General features: G+C 44.4%; 12 protein-coding genes. 2 read left to right on the plus strand and 10 right to left on the minus strand.

All coding sequences use genetic code 11. The annotated features are described in order from the left end of the window. Window positions 1-16 precede the first annotated feature (16 nt). Together tssM and R7P35_RS05560 are read left to right on the plus strand one after the other, a co-directional pair. The gene (gene tssM, locus R7P35_RS05555; protein WP_318091830.1) at window positions 17-3,406 is read left to right on the plus strand and encodes a type VI secretion system membrane subunit TssM; all 3,390 of its coding nucleotides are present in this window, start codon (window positions 17-19) and stop codon (window positions 3,404-3,406) included. Between the two features lie 31 nt (window positions 3,407-3,437). Then, window positions 3,438-3,890, plus strand: a complete 453-nt coding sequence (locus tag R7P35_RS05560) for an Lrp/AsnC family transcriptional regulator (protein WP_005373369.1) — start codon at window positions 3,438-3,440, stop codon at window positions 3,888-3,890. 54 nt (window positions 3,891-3,944) lie between these two features. Here the strand turns inward: R7P35_RS05560 and tssG are convergent, their stop codons facing one another. The 10 genes from tssG to R7P35_RS05610 form a co-directional block, all read right to left on the minus strand. Next, on the minus strand, window positions 3,945-4,943 hold the full coding sequence (gene tssG, locus R7P35_RS05565; RefSeq protein ID WP_005373373.1) for a type VI secretion system baseplate subunit TssG: 999 nt from the start codon (window positions 4,941-4,943) through the stop codon (window positions 3,945-3,947). Further along, the gene (gene tssF, locus R7P35_RS05570) at window positions 4,940-6,688 is read right to left on the minus strand and encodes a type VI secretion system baseplate subunit TssF (protein ID WP_054865526.1); all 1,749 of its coding nucleotides are present in this window, start codon (window positions 6,686-6,688) and stop codon (window positions 4,940-4,942) included. The genes tssG and tssF overlap by 4 nt, the downstream gene beginning before the upstream one ends. 10 nt (window positions 6,689-6,698) lie before the next feature. Next, a complete protein-coding gene (gene tssE, locus R7P35_RS05575) occupies window positions 6,699-7,109 on the minus strand; it encodes a type VI secretion system baseplate subunit TssE (RefSeq protein WP_005373376.1) in 411 nt (136 codons plus the stop codon). Between the two features lie 61 nt (window positions 7,110-7,170). Continuing rightward, a complete protein-coding gene (gene tssC / locus R7P35_RS05580) occupies window positions 7,171-8,646 on the minus strand; it encodes a type VI secretion system contractile sheath large subunit (RefSeq protein ID WP_005373378.1) in 1,476 nt (491 codons plus the stop codon). A gap of 8 nt (window positions 8,647-8,654) precedes the next feature. After that, window positions 8,655-9,161, minus strand: a complete 507-nt coding sequence (gene tssB, locus R7P35_RS05585) for a type VI secretion system contractile sheath small subunit (RefSeq protein ID WP_005373381.1) — start codon at window positions 9,159-9,161, stop codon at window positions 8,655-8,657. Between the two features lie 26 nt (window positions 9,162-9,187). Continuing rightward, window positions 9,188-10,762 (minus strand): type VI secretion system protein TssA, encoded by a 1,575-nt coding sequence (gene tssA, locus R7P35_RS05590; RefSeq protein ID WP_064369335.1) that lies wholly within the window; start codon window positions 10,760-10,762, stop codon window positions 9,188-9,190. Beyond that, window positions 10,749-12,749, minus strand: coding sequence for a serine/threonine protein kinase (locus R7P35_RS05595; RefSeq protein WP_042523531.1), 2,001 nt, complete (start codon window positions 12,747-12,749; stop codon window positions 10,749-10,751). The genes tssA and R7P35_RS05595 overlap by 14 nt, the downstream gene beginning before the upstream one ends. A 237-nt stretch (window positions 12,750-12,986) precedes the next feature. Beyond that, complete coding sequence (locus R7P35_RS05600) at window positions 12,987-13,931, minus strand: hypothetical protein (protein WP_005386097.1); 945 nt, start codon at window positions 13,929-13,931, stop codon at window positions 12,987-12,989. Then, window positions 13,924-14,916 carry a DUF2169 domain-containing protein gene (locus tag R7P35_RS05605; RefSeq protein WP_042523528.1) on the minus strand — a complete coding sequence of 331 codons (993 nt, stop codon included), beginning with the start codon at window positions 14,914-14,916 and terminating at the stop codon, window positions 13,924-13,926. The genes R7P35_RS05600 and R7P35_RS05605 overlap by 8 nt, the downstream gene beginning before the upstream one ends. Further along, entirely contained in the window at window positions 14,897-16,222 is a 1,326-nt protein-coding gene (locus R7P35_RS05610; RefSeq protein WP_042523526.1) for a hypothetical protein, read from the minus strand. The genes R7P35_RS05605 and R7P35_RS05610 overlap by 20 nt, the downstream gene beginning before the upstream one ends. Window positions 16,223-16,311: the final 89 nt, after the last annotated feature.

Here is a 16,311-nt window from a genome sequence, read left to right on the forward strand (position 1 = left end):
AAGAAGTTTTAGGCTTATGTTCAAACAAAAACTGTTTAGAAATCCAGTGGTGATTTCTACTATATTGATGTTTTTAGTGGCTGCAATTATCACCACTATTTATCTGCTTTTTCTTGACGAAATCGATCAACTTTATCTTTGGCTGACTCTTGGTGCTATCGCCATGGTTTACGTCACTTTTCAATTCACATTATGGTTGAAGAAAAAGAACAACGCTAAAGCTCAACATTTGGAAACCGAGGAAGAAGCGCTTTCTATGGTTATCCAGCCTCTTCTTGCTAACTCAGGCAAGAAACCAATTTACCTGATGCTTGGTAATAAAGGGTCAGGGCGACGTCAATTTTTATTTAATTCTAGTGCAATTAAACCGATGGATCGCACTAGAACCGCTAAGAATGACTTTTTTGAATGGTACGAATCTGACAGCGCTGTATACATCAAGCCTGACCAACGCTTAGTGTTCCAGGAAGTATCAAGCAGTGATGCTTCTTTATGGAATACGTTCATTGAAGAAGTTATTCATCATCGACCTAGAAAGCCATTTTCTGGGTGTCTATTCTTCATCGATTTCGAGTTCATGATCGTCTCTGAACCAGAACAAAAAGAGTACACCATTTCGTCGTTATTGGCGCGCTTGAGTACCATCAACTCTAAAACGTCTTCAGCATTGCCAATCTATTTGATTATGTCAAAGCTAGACAAGTTAGATGGCTTTAAAGAATACATGCACTTTAGCTCTCTCAAGACACGTGTTGAGTTCCTCTCTATCCCACTAAAAGAAGCCAAGGGTGTATTTGCAGAGTACTACCGCGATAGCTATCGAAATCTAGTGAGAGTGCTTGAAAGTAATGCGCTAGATGCATCCGCTAATTCAACGGACATTGATGAGAAACAAGCAATACTCGCTTTCCCTAAGCAGTTTGAGCTATGTCAGTCTGAAGTCAGCTATGTGCTTGAGCGTCTATGTGATGTTAACAACGGTGTCTATTCACTAGACATCCGTGAGATTTTCTTTAGTTCGAGTCTGCAAGGCGGTCGCAAGTACAATTTACTTGCAAAAAGTTGTAGTAATTACTTCAACTTACCTATTATCGCGTCAGAGCATACTCAGTTAACAGAAACGCCTTATTTCTCTCGCTTTCTGATTGATTCACAAATATTGCCGGAAAGCGACTTTGCGGGCGAAAACAAGACGTATCTTCGTCTAATTCAGAGACAAAGCCGTTTGGCAATACTCGGCTCTATTATCCTGCTTACTGGAGGCAGTTACTTCTTTTTCACGACATTAGACCGTAACTTACATGTGATGAATCAACTCTTGAGTATCGATGACAAATCACAAGTGGAGCAAGATGCAAGATTCAATGAGCTTTTAGCGAAGGCGACGAAAGCAATAGAGCCTTCTTATGGGGCGTGGCTTAAAGGTTCTAAGGCTTTGGATGAAGAGATATTACCACTCAACATTAGCCGTTTGGATCAAAGCACTCGCATCGCATACGAAGCATTACTTAAGGACGTTGCTCAACAGTTGATACCTCTCATTGAGAAAGGTTACCGTCTACAACTGACACAAAATCAAAACACTTTTACACGCGCTTTACCTCTATTGAAGGGGTATCTAATGCTAAACGATCCAACAAAGCGTGATATCCGTTTTTTGCGTCATCAAACTCGCCAAATGATGAACGACTTGAGCAACCAAAGTGACGTCGTCAATCAGGCGATGCGCTATTTGGACGCTTACTTTCGCACGCAGTTTGAGCCAATTGATATCAATATGGATCTTGTTCGCGCAACACGTCGCTCATTGCTAGCAAATTCGAATGTTGATCTCGTTTATGCAGGCATTTTAAACGAAGCAAATTCGATTGATTTAGGAACCCTAGATCTGCAACGAGCTGTGGGTTTCGAGTTTAGCAATGTGTTCAACACACCAATCGATAGCGAACGCTTGATCGTAGATAAGATCTATACCTCCACTGGTTTTAGCACTTTTTATAGACCACGCGTGGACCTAATGTCACAACAAGTCATCAGTGACAACTGGGTTTTAGGTCTGTCACAACACGTTATTCCTACTAGTGAAGAACAAGAAGCCTTCAAAGAGGAAGTACGTAAAAAATATACTGACGACTACATCAGTAATTGGCGCAATGCGCTGAGTGAACTAAAAGTCCAGAACTATGACAATGTCGGCGATCTAACGAACGCGATAGACTTAATCTCGGGCCCTTCTTCACCAATGACAACCGTACTGAAGCAGGTCTATGCCAACACACAATTTTCACCCGTTGGTGAAAAAAATGCTCTGATTTCAAAGCTAGACCCGAAACTCGTGGCAGCGGCAGACTCCGCATCAGACGCAGTAGAGGAAGTAGTTAAGCCTGATTACTTGTTGATGAAACGTGTTGAACAAGCTTTTCACTTATTAAACCAACTTCAGGTCAGTGAAACACCAAACTCCCCTACTCCTTGGGATGAGACCGTAACAGCGCTAAGCCGTGTTCGCACGTATATGAAAGACATCGCTGATGCACCTGACCCGCAAATGGCGGCGCTAGCGGCAGCTCAGCATCGAATGAACAGCAGTGAAGCTGACCCATTAATCAAACTTAAACAGATTGCCCAAAAATCACCGGAACCCGTTCGTAGCTGGTTGTTAGATGTGGTTCAACAAAGCTGGTCAGTCATGATTAAAGAGTCCGCTAAAGGCATTCAAACCCAATGGTACAGCGAGATTTACACCAAGTTTAAAGAGATAGGGCTGGGACGATACCCATTTGATCTAACAGCGACCGAGGAAATCTCAATTGAAGATTTTGAATTACTGTTTGCTTCAGGTGGCTTGTTAGACACATTTATTCAGAAAAATTTTGCACCGTTCTACGATACCAATTTGTGGACGCCAAAACAGGTGGATGGCGAGACGATGCCAATCTCTCCGGCTCTGTTAGTGCAACTGCGTAACTATAACGTTATTCGAGACACATTAATTAATAAAAGCACTAACCGCGTTCATATTCCGTTTAGTGCAAGAGTACTCGATCTTGATTCTAGTGCGATTAGAGCGAGCTTAAAAATTGCAGATACCAATATAAGTTACTACCACGGTCCAAGCCGCATTCGTGAAATGGCATGGCCACCGCAAAATGGTGACTTCAATATTAGTATCACACTCCAGGATGTAACCGATGAAGGCAGACAGCACGTTTTAAATAAGAGTGGTCAATGGGCGATATACAGATTGCTAGGTGACTCGACCTTGACAAACACTCATAACGGCAGCTTTGTCAGTGACATAAAAGTGTCAGGGAGGGACTTGAGCTTACGCATCACTCCGTTGACACAGAAAAACCCATTCACTCTTGCTGAGCTGTATAACTTTACGCTCCCAGAGTCGATTTAATAACAATATAAAAACAAAATAGGCAGAACACATGATTTCAAACATGACTTTACAAGGTTTAGATAAATTAGATCGAAAAATACTTTCAAGTCTATTATCGAATGGGCGAGAGTCGATTGCGAATCTATCCCGAAACATTGGTTTGTCTCGAACAGCAGTAGCAGAAAGAATTAATCGTTTAGAAAAGACCGGTATTATCAAAGGCTATACCGCACAGATTCGTGTAGAAAATGAAGGGCGAAAAGCCGCTAGTTATCTACTGATCTCTTGTGAAAAGGGTAAGAAGAATGATGTAACGAATGCACTTAAAGAAATCCCTGAGGTTCGCTTAACGAGCGTTGTTGGTGGCAACTTTGATATTATTGCCCTAATTGAAGCGCCCGACCTGCAGTCTATTCATCATCTTTGTAATGAAATTGAATCATTTAACGGCATTCAAAGGCTTGATACTACCGTTGTACTGCATCAGCCGATCAGTCGTTAAGCTTTTCTGACCTCTTTGAGGAAAACATAAAGGGCCGCTCGTTGAGCGGCTTTCTTATATGCTTCCGATAAGTCGAATTTTGGCGTCTTTATCACCTGGGTTGCCAAGCCAGAAGGTTTGACCTAGTTGGTTCCCTTCTCCATTACCCAGTTTGTTTTCTGGAATACTGTCTAAGTTAACTGTCAACTTTAGGTCCCACGACATTGGGTCACGCAGAATAAAGCGCATCAAGCCCACCAGCGTCTTATGTAACTCACCATCGTAGGAAAACTGCTTAAACGTTTCAAAATCGATGTTGTCGATACACAAGTTAAACTTGCCGTTCAAATCCGCAATGCTTTGTCCCAAGTGTAAGCTTTGCCCCAATACACAATTGGAGCGGTTGAGTTTGTTGCGTTGGCTTTCTGCAATCTCGACCCGCCGATAAACCCATTCTTCGATTCGCACATTCGGCAGTGAAAAGTAGTGTGAAACAATACCGGAAATAAGCTTAGGTGAACGTGTACGCGTAGATAACTGGTTCACGTAAGACAGAACTTTCGCTCGATCTAACTCCGCGACTTCGCAATCTTGCATAACGCTAGAGAGACCAGCCAAATGCAGTATGCGCCCAGAAAACGCATCGCTTGCCCCGCTTTTGTACTGCACGTGATATCGGTATTTCTTCCAAACACGATACAGTAAGCTTGTATAGCGGTTGTGGAAAAAGTCGAAGAAATCCTTCACTGGGTTATCATCGGGATCACGACCGACGAGTTTCTCAGTGTAAGACGCAGGTAGGGGCGAGCTTGAACCATGCAAGCCAAGAAAGTTCGTCTCAATACGTGAATATTGCTGTCCGTTTCTTTCCATATGAGTAATAAAATCCATATCACTCTTTGGAAAGCACAGGTTTGGCGACACGCTGAACTCAATTCGCTCTTGATGGAAGTATTTGTTCTCGCCCACGGCAACAAAGTTTGAGTTTGGCTCCAGCTGGTAGTGTTTCTCTAACAGCAACACCGCTTGGTAGAAACTAAACTCATTCGACTTATCAGAAAGTGTATTAATCATAGTATTGTCTGCTGCCCGATTAGGCTTGCCCAGTTGTAAACCTCGCCCGTCGCTTCATCGAACACCTCTAGTTCGGTAAAGGAGTTCACACTCGAATACAAACGGATAAATTCATTCAATACCGTGGCCATAAGGAACATATCGCCTTCATTTACGAAGAACTTAGAGTCCGTCACGAGCTTGAATTGGTTACCACGCACAGATACACCACGAAATACGCGATCGATTGGTTTCATCTCTGAAGAAATAATGCCATCAAGTCGATGAATCGACGCGCGGTGGGCTTGTCTATCGATTCGAGAGTGGAAGTCGTAAGTCGAGAGCAACACTTTCAACACATCGATATTGGCCAAAGACAAGTAGTTGAGCGACATGTTGGCAATCAACTGCCATTGAAGTTCACCATTAACCTGAGGACTTACTGACTGTGTTGGCTTAGTAATGTTTTTAAACGTCGCATACGTTGGCGATTTGTGCGTCGCGTAAGTGATGTCTCCTACTGACAGGCGCTCCGCTAAGTCCGCGTTACTGCATTGCAGCTTCATCAATACTGTTTCAGTCCCTAAATCCGCAATGTCGCCATTGTGAGTATGGAATGAGATATAGCGCTCTAACCCTCTTCCGCTTACTCGCTCGCCCACTTTGGATTTGTAGAACTCTCGCTTATCACGCTGGTTGATTTGGTGCTCAAACGATTCAAATTCAATCAGTGGTTTTCGGCGACGCTCCTCTTTACTCCAACTCTCCACTTGCTCAATGGAATAAACCTCGTAATGCTCCTGAGTGTTACTTTGTGGACGCACCTTGTACTCGTTTCGTCGATGCTCTAAACGGATTGGATCGCCGTCTTTTTCAAACAAGTTAACCGCAGGTGTGCAGTGCAACCTTAAGTGTTTATCTTTAAGTACCACTTCTGAAGGCAAAGCACGCTTAAAGTGGAATTTGATTTTGACCGTGCTGCGTTGCGGAATGCCTTTTAGCCACTCTAAGCCTTTAATGTCGAAGAACATGAACTTATCTGGCAAAGAGAAGAATTCTTGCAGCAAACGGTAGCCTGCAAAGGAATTTTTGCTGTAAGGCAACAGCGCCTCGTCCTCTTCATGCCCGACTGGCTTAACGTATTCTGGCCCTAAACGATGTTTGTAGCCGCCACCAACATCCAACTCGACGTAATCTAGATAACGGAACAGCCATAAGAAGACAGTGCGAGTAATATGAATCTCACCATGCAGGTGCAAACGCAACGTATCTAAACCGATACGAGACAGCTCAAGGCCATGCTCCGTCGATAACGTCACATCAATCATCGAGCTGGTGCGGCTGTTAGTTTGTTCAATGTTAGTAATCGTAATTGGGTATAGATTGACGTCATAACAAGTACGGAACAAACACTGCGTGCCTTCTACCTGTTCGCTGGCCATTTCCGCACCACGTTTCACCACGGTTTTCTCAGTAACACTTCCGGTATGCGGTTTTAGTTCGCTAATACACAAAGACGGAATCGAACGCATGTAATGTGGCCACAGCAAAGTCATCAGAGATTGCGTAAGCTCAGGCAGTTCATCGTCAATCTTTTCGCGGATGCGTCCGGTCAAAAAAGCAAAACCTTCCAGCAATCGTTCGACATCTGGATCAAAAGTTCCTTCAGAGAGAAAGTGAGTTAACTTCGGATGATATTTGGCAAACTCACTACCCGACTCGCGTAAATACGTGAGTTCATCTTGAAAGTATTTACTGTTACTCAAGTGGCACCTACTAAACGTTAAATTGGCCGTCGGTTCCCATGTAGACATCGATCGACATTGGGACTTTACCGCCGTTATGGGAAACTTCGCCGCGAATACCAAAGCCGAGTTGTAATGGATTATGGTGGTCTTCACGGTAATGAACCTCGACATTAAGCAGTCGGGGCTCAAAGCGTTCTATGGTTGACGTGATGTTTTTTTGAATATGGCGAACGAGGTTTGTGTTGTTAGAAAGTACGTCGTTAAAATCTGGCAGACCATACTCATTGTCGATCATTGCGTTGCCGGAGTGCGTATTCAACAAGTCAGCGAGATGCGAGTGAATGGATTCAATCAAATGCTTATGAGACACCACTTTCTCGTAGCAGTTTTTTGGTTCTCCTAGCTCGATCCGCTCTAAAAGACGGTAACCTTTTTCCATATGCGGTCCTACGAAAAAAGCAGCCAGTCTTCACTGGCTGCTTGATGGTTTCAGTAATGGGTTATTGGTCTAGCTTACCAACTAGAGACAAGTCGAAGCTTGCGCCCATGTACTTGAAGTGAGGACGTACAGACATCGATACTTTGTACCAGCCTGGATCGCCTTCTACGTCTGATACTTCAACCTTCGCAGCGCGAAGTGGGCGGCGACCACGAACTTCCGCTGGCGGGTTCTCCTGGTCAGAAACGTATTGACGAATCCACTTGTTCAATTCGATTTCTAGGTCAGAACGCTCTTTCCAAGAACCAATTTGCTCACGCTGTAGCACTTTGATGTAGTGCGCTAAACGGTTGATAATGAACATGTAAGGAAGCTGAGTACCTAGCTTGTAATTCATCTCGGCTTGTTTGCCTTCCGGCGTGTTCGCAAACACTTTTGGTTTTTGAACAGAGTTTGCAGAGAAGAACGCCGCGTTGTCAGAACCTTTACGCATGGTTAGCGCAATGAAGCCTTCTTCCGCTAGCTCGTACTCACGACGGTCAGAAACCAGGATCTCGGTTGGGATCTTAGTCTCGATTTGACCCATAGCTTCAAAGTTGTAAACCGGTAGATCTTGTACAGTACCACCGCTTTGAGGACCAATAATGTTCGGACACCAACGGTACTTAGCAAATGATTCACTGATCTTAGACGCCATCGCGTACGCTGAGTTACCCCATAGGTAGTTATCATGGCTGTCTGTCACTTGCTCATCGTAGTCAAACGCCTTAATTGGGTTATCTTCAACAGAGTAAGGCGTACGTAGCATAAAGCGAGATGTACATAGACCTAAATAACGTGCATCTTCGTGCTCACGCAGACCACGCCATTTCGCGTACTGTGGGCCTTCGAATACAGACTTCAGATCTTTTAGGTTTGGCAGCTCTTCGTAGCTGTCTAGGCCAAAGAATTTAGCCGATGCCGACGTTATGAATGGTGCGTGAGACATTGCACCTACGTTCGCCATATATTCCATCAGTTTGATGTCAGGCGACGAGGCAGACATAGCGTAATCACAAATGACTGCGCCAACAGGTTTACCACCGAACTGGCCGTATTCACGTGTGTAGATTTGCTTGTACAGGCCAGACTTCACCACCTCTGGAGCGTCTTCGAAGTCATCAAGAACTTCGTCTTTCTTCGCAGAGATCAGTTCGATTTGAATGTTCTCGCGGAAGTCAGTGTGATCAACCAGGTACTTAAGGCCACGCCACGTTGATTCAATCGCTTGAACTTCTTCGTTGTGAAGAATTGCATCAACTTGCTTAGACAATTTTTGGTCGATTTCAGAGATCATCAGATCAACCAGAGATTGGTCGACTTTCTCTGTGTTCGAACTGCTTAGTAGCTCACTGATGAATGCTTCTACGCCGCGTTTTGCAACGTCAAAACCTTCATCACTTGGCTTTAAACGTGTTTCGTTAAGAATGCTATCCAGAAGTGAGCCTGATTCAACTAAGGCTGCTTCTTGTTCTGGCGCTTGTGCTTCTGCAGACATGATATCCCTTACTCTTCTTTCGCGTCTTGGTCGTTGCCAATGCTTAGTTCATCCAACAGTTTCTTTCTCGCTTCTTCATCTTGAAGAACCGATGCGATCTTCTTACGGAACGCAGGAACATTTCCTAGAGGACCTTTAAGTGCAACCAAGGCTTCGCGAAGCTCAAGTAGGCTGTTTAGTTCAGGTACACTTTTCGCGATCGCTTCAGGAGAGAAGTCCTTCATGTTTTGGAACGTCAGATCAACACCAATCTGGCCGCCTTCTTCATCAGAAAGACGGTTTTCAACGTTGACTTTAACGTTTGGAGACATGCCCTCTAGCACTTCGTTAAAGTTGTCTTTGTCGATGTTAATTGGAGTACGTTCTTCAATTGGTGTCTCATCTGCACGCGCAGTAAAGTCGCCAACTACCATCATGCTTAGCGGCAGCTCTACGTCTTCTTGCGTATCGCCAGTTGCTGGAACATAACGGATATTAATTCGCTCTTTAGGAGCCACCGAGCCGTCACGTGACATAATTCGTTCCTTATCTAACTCTTTAATTAGTCGTAAATTGCTTTCCACTCTTCATACTTCTCAGGTAGAAGATCCTTGCTTCCAAATAACCGATGGAGTGTTTTTCGAATTAGGTCTTCTAACTGTGACGATAAGTGGGGTTCCCAGCTCGCGAGATTAAACGCTTTTTGTACTTCCCACCCCTTCTCAAGATACGGCAAACACAACGGGTATAATCCAACAGACTGGTAAGCTGCTATCAATTGTAAATACAGCATGAACTGCCCACGTCCCGAGCTATCCAGCTCAAGTTTGTGGGCAAGCTCTGCGGCACATTCCCCTAGATTTTCTAGAGTGATATCCTCCACTGGCAGCGAGTCTTCCTGCGAAATCACAACCGTTTGAACAACGGGTTGAGAAGTCGAAGAAGTAGTATCTTGAGTCGATAACCAGCTCAAGGTCGCTTCATCTGCAAATGGTATAGAATTCTTAAATGAGAGGTGCTCGATGCCCTCTAGCGATTCAACAAAACGCGTCACTTCTTGTTTCACAGCAAGTGCTGCATCATCAAAGCCCAAGTTATTAAGCATCGAATACACGAAGTAATGGCCCGTCAGCCAAAACGGCGCATCCGTTAATGTGCGCTCCAAACGCTTAATCGTGTCGATGTCGCTTTCTTGGTCTGCTTTATCTCGGTATTCCGCTTGTTGATCGGACGACACTGCCAAGCTCAAAGGCGTTTGATTGTTTTGATGGTCGGGTAGACCATCAATGTCATCCCAAGTCAGATGACGATAAATCCGGTAAGCCAGCGGATCACTTGGGTTCGCATGAAGCATGACTTCCGCAACCTTCTTCAAGGTGCGCTTAGAAGCCGTCGGCGAAGAGAAGTCCGTATCGACATCGACTTCTTTTGCTACCGCTTTCTTAACTGGCGCAGGTTTAGGGGCCGGCGGAACCGCCTTCACCGGTGCGGTTTGCACTTCACTCTGCGCTGGCGTTTCTTCGGCAGCAGGCTGCGTAGCTGGTGCAGGCGCCGCTTGTTCGACGTTAACGACTGCATCATCGCTCTGCTCATCAGCCACCGCTTGTTGAGATAAGACATTGAGTTGAGTGCGAATCTCAAAGAAATCCGCTTCTGAGTCTTGGTAAACCTCGTCGTACTGGCGCTGCACTTCTTCAATAGTCGAAATGCAGTTTGATACCAAATCCCATGACTGAGCGCTTTCCGCTAACTTGCTGCTGACCAGTTTAAACTGATGGTTCAACCATTCGACCGCGCCATCTCGACCCCGCTTTCGCGAAGGATACAATTCAACGCCAAAGCGACTTAACGCCTCACTAAGCAGCTTTAGACCTTGTTCAAAGCCTTGCAGACCAAACTCTTCTGTTAGCGCGCGAACGAGGTAACAAATGGCTTTTAAGTCTTTACTGTGGTGCTCTAGAACTTCAGTCGCGTGCGTTTTTACCACGCTCCAATCTACTGTTTCGCCAAACAAGGAACCGAATTTCTTCACTTCGGACTCCATCATTTCATAGCAAAACTCGTAACGGGCATCGTTTCCCACTGGAGATTCATCAGAAATAGGATTAAGCAGACGATCGATATCAATGTTGGACAAAATTCACGTCTCCTTCAGTCAAGTAATCTCTCAACGCACGCGCTACCGCAATTGCGCCATTTGCTGGCTTAGATAATCGATGGCTCTGCTCAATTGCATCCGACGCCATGCTATCTAGAATTTTCGTGATTTCTGTAAATTTGCTTGGTGCATTCCGTTCTAAATCGGCAAGGGATTCATGTAGCTTTTGTTTGTCGTAAACGGATTGCTCCATCACGGTGCTAAACAAAATAAATTCGCTTCTTGCGACGATTAAATCCTTTATTTTTTTGTCTAGTTCTGGCGTATTACCGAAGTAGGCTTTGGCTAATTCGGCTTCTTCAATTGCTTTGGTGTAAAAGTGCGCCTCTGCATGTTTATCGATGGAGTCATTAATATTTTCCATCACAGCCTTTGGTAAGATTTGGTTGTAGAAATAGGCTTGTGACTGGTTTAATAACCATGCCTCTTTCATTTCATTTTCTGCGAGCTTAGCTTCACCATCTAAAATTAAGCGAGCAATCTGCTTATCTCGACTGCCAGCTATGGAAGATACTTTCATGGAATCGATAGACGCGACATTTAATCCAGACATCACTTTAGTCAACGCCTCATCCGCATATGGAAACAGAGCACCGTCACGAACAAGGGTTTCTCGCAAGGTGACAAGCTCCTTACGTAACTCGACTAATGCCATTGGTAAGCCATCCGCTAACGATTGATACGACGTTAACTGAGCCTGTTTTTCTTCATATAAATTCGAGAGGCTTAACTGCTGAGCTTGATATGCTGTTCGATAAGCTTCTGTCATATCAATACTCTGAGTAGCTTGAGACAATTCTTCTTTGATTTTCCATGGAGGCTGAGCCAAAAAAGAAGCCGTTTCAGAGGGCGTAATAACGTGAGTTACAGTAGTGACACCTCGGGAAAAAATGGCATCCAATTGATCTTTATTCTGTTGATATAAATAACTTCCTGCTGTTGCCAGCACACTCAACACTAAGCTCGCCTCTAATATTTTAAAGCGACCATACGCCGTTTTATCATTTGGCTTACAGTGTGTAAGCAGCAAGTCCGCGTTACGCAAGCTACTGAAAATTGGTGCGTTAGAATTTGAGCTAATTGATTGCGTATCGATTCGCGCTAACTGCTGAGCAAACGAAATAGCGGTATAGCCATGCCCTCTTGGTTTGTTGATGACTTCTTTCAGCAATTTCCAAATATGAGCCGGGATCAAAGCCGGACGCTTTCGGTCTTTTAACTGCTTATTCCAAGCATCACCAAATATTGAGCCTAAAAATAGATGTCCAGCGAGCAAAGCGAGAGAGTAAACATCATCTTGCGGTTCCGCGATGCCAGTTTCTATATAAAGAGGGGAAGCGTAGCTCAAGCTTGCTTCTGCGTAAGGTTCTGTCTCTCCAATGTAACGAGCAGCGCCGAAATCAATGAGCTTAACGTAATCGCCTTCACTCACTAATACGTTAGATGGTTTAATATCAAGATGGCAGATACCTCTTGTATGCATAAACTCTAGAGCGCCAGCGAGTTGATACACCAACCAAGCGATGTGGTCGTGGCGGAAGCCTTTAGAAGAATGACGATCCATTTTTTCTGCCAGTGATTCACCTTGGATCCACTCGTACATCAAATATGGGCGTTCGAATTCGTTGCCGATTTTTACAAAGTTAGCCACGCTAGGGTGTTGAGAAAGCTCCAGCCTGCTCGCTTCGTTAATCAACATTTTGCTCGCAAATTCTGGCGAGTCATCATTGATAACTTTGCAACAGATTTGCTTCTCTGGCTGCCCTTTTTTTGCAAGATGGTAAACCGTTGTCTTACCATTTTTAGAAGGAAGCTTGTCTAATACATCAAACTGTGAAAAAAGCACGTACTCAAGCTTCGGCTTATTTTTTTCTGCTAGCCTTTGCTCATTCAGTTTCTTTTTCTCAATAGCTTTAACAACCAACTGATCGATATATCCTTTGGCTGTACTCTGATTATTAGACACTTAGTACTCTTTCATAGAATAAATATTATTAGAGTTGAATAATATTTTCTTGAACGTACTTGTATCAAGGTTGGTATTTAAAACAAACAGTAAGCCTATTATTTTAGTTATTATTACTAACTTATTAGACCTTTTTACTTACGCTTTCACTGCATGAGTTATACGCTTTTTCGTGTTACAAACTTCAACCTAATAATATGAGTATATTTTCATTGCTATTTGATCGATGAGTGCCCACTAACATTGCAGTAATTGGAGAACTCCTTTGTCACCATGAAAGTCGAACATTAACAATGTAGTTGGTTGCTTAAAGTGGTGCTCTCTGACCGCAAAGGCAATTAAAGCGAGAGAAGAACAACTGCCCATCGTGCCCCACAACTCATTGATAAGCTGCGGTTGTTCTGGGTTCGTGAATCGTTCTGCTTTAGCTCCCAGAGCAAAACCGTAATCTTCCGAGTGCATGCGAAGGTTCGTCATATCGGAATACACTTCACCAAATGAATCGAGCTTTTTACTCGCACGTTGAACAAGTCGAAACATGCCTCTTCGGTCTGAAGTGTTTAATTCCGTATCAATGTAGCCAAGCTGCGCTTGAGGCTTAAGTTTCAATGTTTCTACGGTATTTCTTCGACAAAGAATTAAACCCGCCCCACCCTCACTCGGAATAACGCCCCATGGATTATTGGTACTCATTACCATCGCATCGTCGATGAGTGTTTGCATCGAACTCACCAAGGTATCGACACTGATACACATCATAGCATCGTATTTATCCAATGATTTCATGGCCTGGAGAACGAAACTGGGCCCACTGGCATGAACAGCATTCACCACAGAGAGAAATTCAGCATAGTTACTTTCACCAAGCCATTCTTGCACCTTTACTAGTGAAACAGACGCAGGCACCGCTATAAGCAAAGGTATTGGTCTCAATGAACGTGGTAACTGTGCTAACAATGAATCAAGCAAGTGGGTGATTAACTCACACGTTTTCTCAAACTGCTCACTTTCTTTGGTGTATTCGATTTTGGCGTAAGTAAAACGCTCGATACCATCATCCCCTACACATTGGTCGAATCTTCCTAAGTCAGCATACGAAACTGCACTAGCAATATCTAAATTCATACCGGTTGGCGTCATCACTTCCATCCCTAGCACGTAACGGCCTGTTGAATTATGCATGCTCGCTTACCTCTTCCAACTTAGTGATGGATGTCGACACCAACAAATGTTCCTTGCCCTGACAAGGAAACGCAGCGGTGTAACTGATTGATATAGTTTTCTTTTCCGTATCAACGAATAAGGTGTACATCGCCATATCAGCTTGATAACTTTGATCTTTGAACGTCGCGATCGCACGGTATTTTTCTTTAGGAATTCGAAATGAAAGCGTGTCATCATGACAAAAGCCACTCATCATCAAACGCTCCCCCCCACGAAGGAAGCCTTTGCACTGTTGATCAATAGGCGCGCTTTGGAAGAACCGCTTATCAAAATCGAGTGGCAACATTGGCTTGCGATTCTCAATCCAATCGTCATCGAACGTGCCGGCCAGCTTCTGGCGCGACTCAAAGAACGGAGGCACTGGCCCGAACCCCGCAACGCGTAGTTTTTTCGCGGCGGCACTCCAGTCCTCTCGGGGATAAAAAATCGAGGGCACTTTCTGTTCAAGCAATTCTTTGTTGGAGTCGGCAACCCCACCACCTATTCGGTTACGTAAATCACCGCCTACCGCGCAAGTGTAATCAATGTCTTTTTCAATAAATGGGACTGGATTGCTCAGCGTGATACTGCCAGCATGCTCAACCCATACGCGTTCCCCGTGAATAGCGAGAGTCTTATCGATATGACCATCAATCAGCACACGACACTCTTGGTATGTCACTGGCTTTTTCGCGTAGCTGCGCGCTTTGCCGTAAACAAGTACATCTGTGTTTTCTTTGGTATACGCGAACTCGTGGTCAACTTTCATCGCAGAGAAGCCTTCTTCGCCCAAATATTGGGGATCATCGAAGATTTCACTTTCACCTAATTCGTGCCAAACCACACCATCGAATTGCCATGTGCGTTTGGCGACTACAACCCAGACTTCATCGCCGTTTTCGTCACGTTGAAAACGACCTTTGAGTGATAGCTCAGGGTACGCCTCAATATCCCATAACTGCATTGCTATTCCTTAAGTTGAATCGTTCGCTCGCAGAAGGTGCGGCCTTTAAATTGTTAAAGTTCCAGTCTTGTTGATGAATCGGCATTGCCATATCCCAAGGCACGTAGGCTCTGGATTGAATACAGAGTTGACGCCATAGCCAATCGCGGAACAGCACATCAACGTTAGAATCTTGCATCGCAGCTAACGTAGACTCGAAGCTCAATGCGTAACCCAAGCGGCTTGGTAGATTTTGGATATATTTTTCATCTTCCACCCACTCATTGAGCAGATCGACAATCTCTTCCCATTCATACTCGACACCAACATCTTGCGGATTCAGAGGAAGAAGCTTTCCGTAGACGACATACAAGGCTTGAAGCCAAATTTCACCCTCAGCTTCACCTTCCTCCAGACTTTCCAAGTGCTCGATGATTTGGGGTACCAGTTTCCAATCACCACCCAGCGCAAAATCAACAGGTGCTAATGAAGAAGAGATATCAAACGCCTCAAACTCTTTTAACTCAAGTAACTTGGCATAAGTGAGCACTTGCGCTGATGGTAATCCATTTGGTTCGATGCCAAAGCACTGACGGAGCCAAGTGCCTCTGTCACGTTTGGTAATCAAACGTTCAAATAGATATTGTTCGCTGCCTGCATTGTCATTGAGCCAATCAATCCCCTCTTTCACGTCTTGTAAAGCGAGCAGTGGCAAAGCAACATGAGAGCTAATGATGCTGGCTTTGTGCCAGCGCTTGATGAGAGAAACACTTAATGTTTGACGTACACGTAAGCATTCAAAGTAAAACGCACTGGATGTCGCATTACCCTCAATAAGCTCCGAAAGCGTGCTATCCATAGATTCAACCGGAGATTGTACGGCAATGACCATTGCGGTTTTAGCGTCAATATCTTCGAGTAAACTCAAGCCGCACAAAAGGTTATCCAACGCTGAGCCCAACTCGCCTTGTAGCATCAGCCAGCTGTAGATTTCTGGCTCCTGGCCTCTTAACTGATGAATCAACCCCGGTGCTAACCGATAAAACGACAAGTACACCTGCTTCAGTTCTTCAATTTGGCGTTCAATCAGCTTGAGATACGCCAACTCACGACTTGGATAACCCCTTTTGTGAATTTGAACTCGCTGCCTGATTAAAAAACCGATACTTTCAGAAGCAATGGACAGCTTTTCATTACAGAAATCCAGCCATGTTACTGGCAATTGGGAAAGGTCGTTCACAGCGCGCTCAGCTTTTGCTAACGCGCCTTCGACTTCTTGATTGGTTATGGGTGCCTTTAGGTGCTCGACACCGATTCTTTGTCGCATCTAGTTATCCGTTATTAGCGTGCCATAACGCGATTGCAATTAGTTAATACAAAGTAATTAGCTAACTCGACGTAAATTAGCTAATGCTA

Source organism: Vibrio sp. Vb0304, from assembly GCF_033338995.1.
Taxonomy (GTDB): Bacteria; Pseudomonadota; Gammaproteobacteria; order Enterobacterales; family Vibrionaceae; genus Vibrio; species Vibrio alginolyticus.

Coding starts and splice junctions, on each gene's coding strand:
- tssM (WP_318091830.1), top strand. CDS start 17: ATGTTCAAACAAAAACTGTTTAGAAATCCAGTGGTGATTTCTACTATA.
- R7P35_RS05560 (WP_005373369.1), top strand. CDS start 3,438: ATGATTTCAAACATGACTTTACAAGGTTTAGATAAATTAGATCGAAAA.
- tssG (WP_005373373.1), bottom strand. CDS start 4,943: ATGATTAATACACTTTCTGATAAGTCGAATGAGTTTAGTTTCTACCAA.
- tssE (WP_005373376.1), bottom strand. CDS start 7,109: ATGGAAAAAGGTTACCGTCTTTTAGAGCGGATCGAGCTAGGAGAACCA.
- tssC (WP_005373378.1), bottom strand. CDS start 8,646: ATGTCTGCAGAAGCACAAGCGCCAGAACAAGAAGCAGCCTTAGTTGAA.
- tssB (WP_005373381.1), bottom strand. CDS start 9,161: ATGTCACGTGACGGCTCGGTGGCTCCTAAAGAGCGAATTAATATCCGT.
- R7P35_RS05600 (WP_005386097.1), bottom strand. CDS start 13,931: ATGCATAATTCAACAGGCCGTTACGTGCTAGGGATGGAAGTGATGACG.
- R7P35_RS05605 (WP_042523528.1), bottom strand. CDS start 14,916: ATGCAGTTATGGGATATTGAGGCGTACCCTGAGCTATCACTCAAAGGT.
- R7P35_RS05610 (WP_042523526.1), bottom strand. CDS start 16,222: ATGCGACAAAGAATCGGTGTCGAGCACCTAAAGGCACCCATAACCAAT.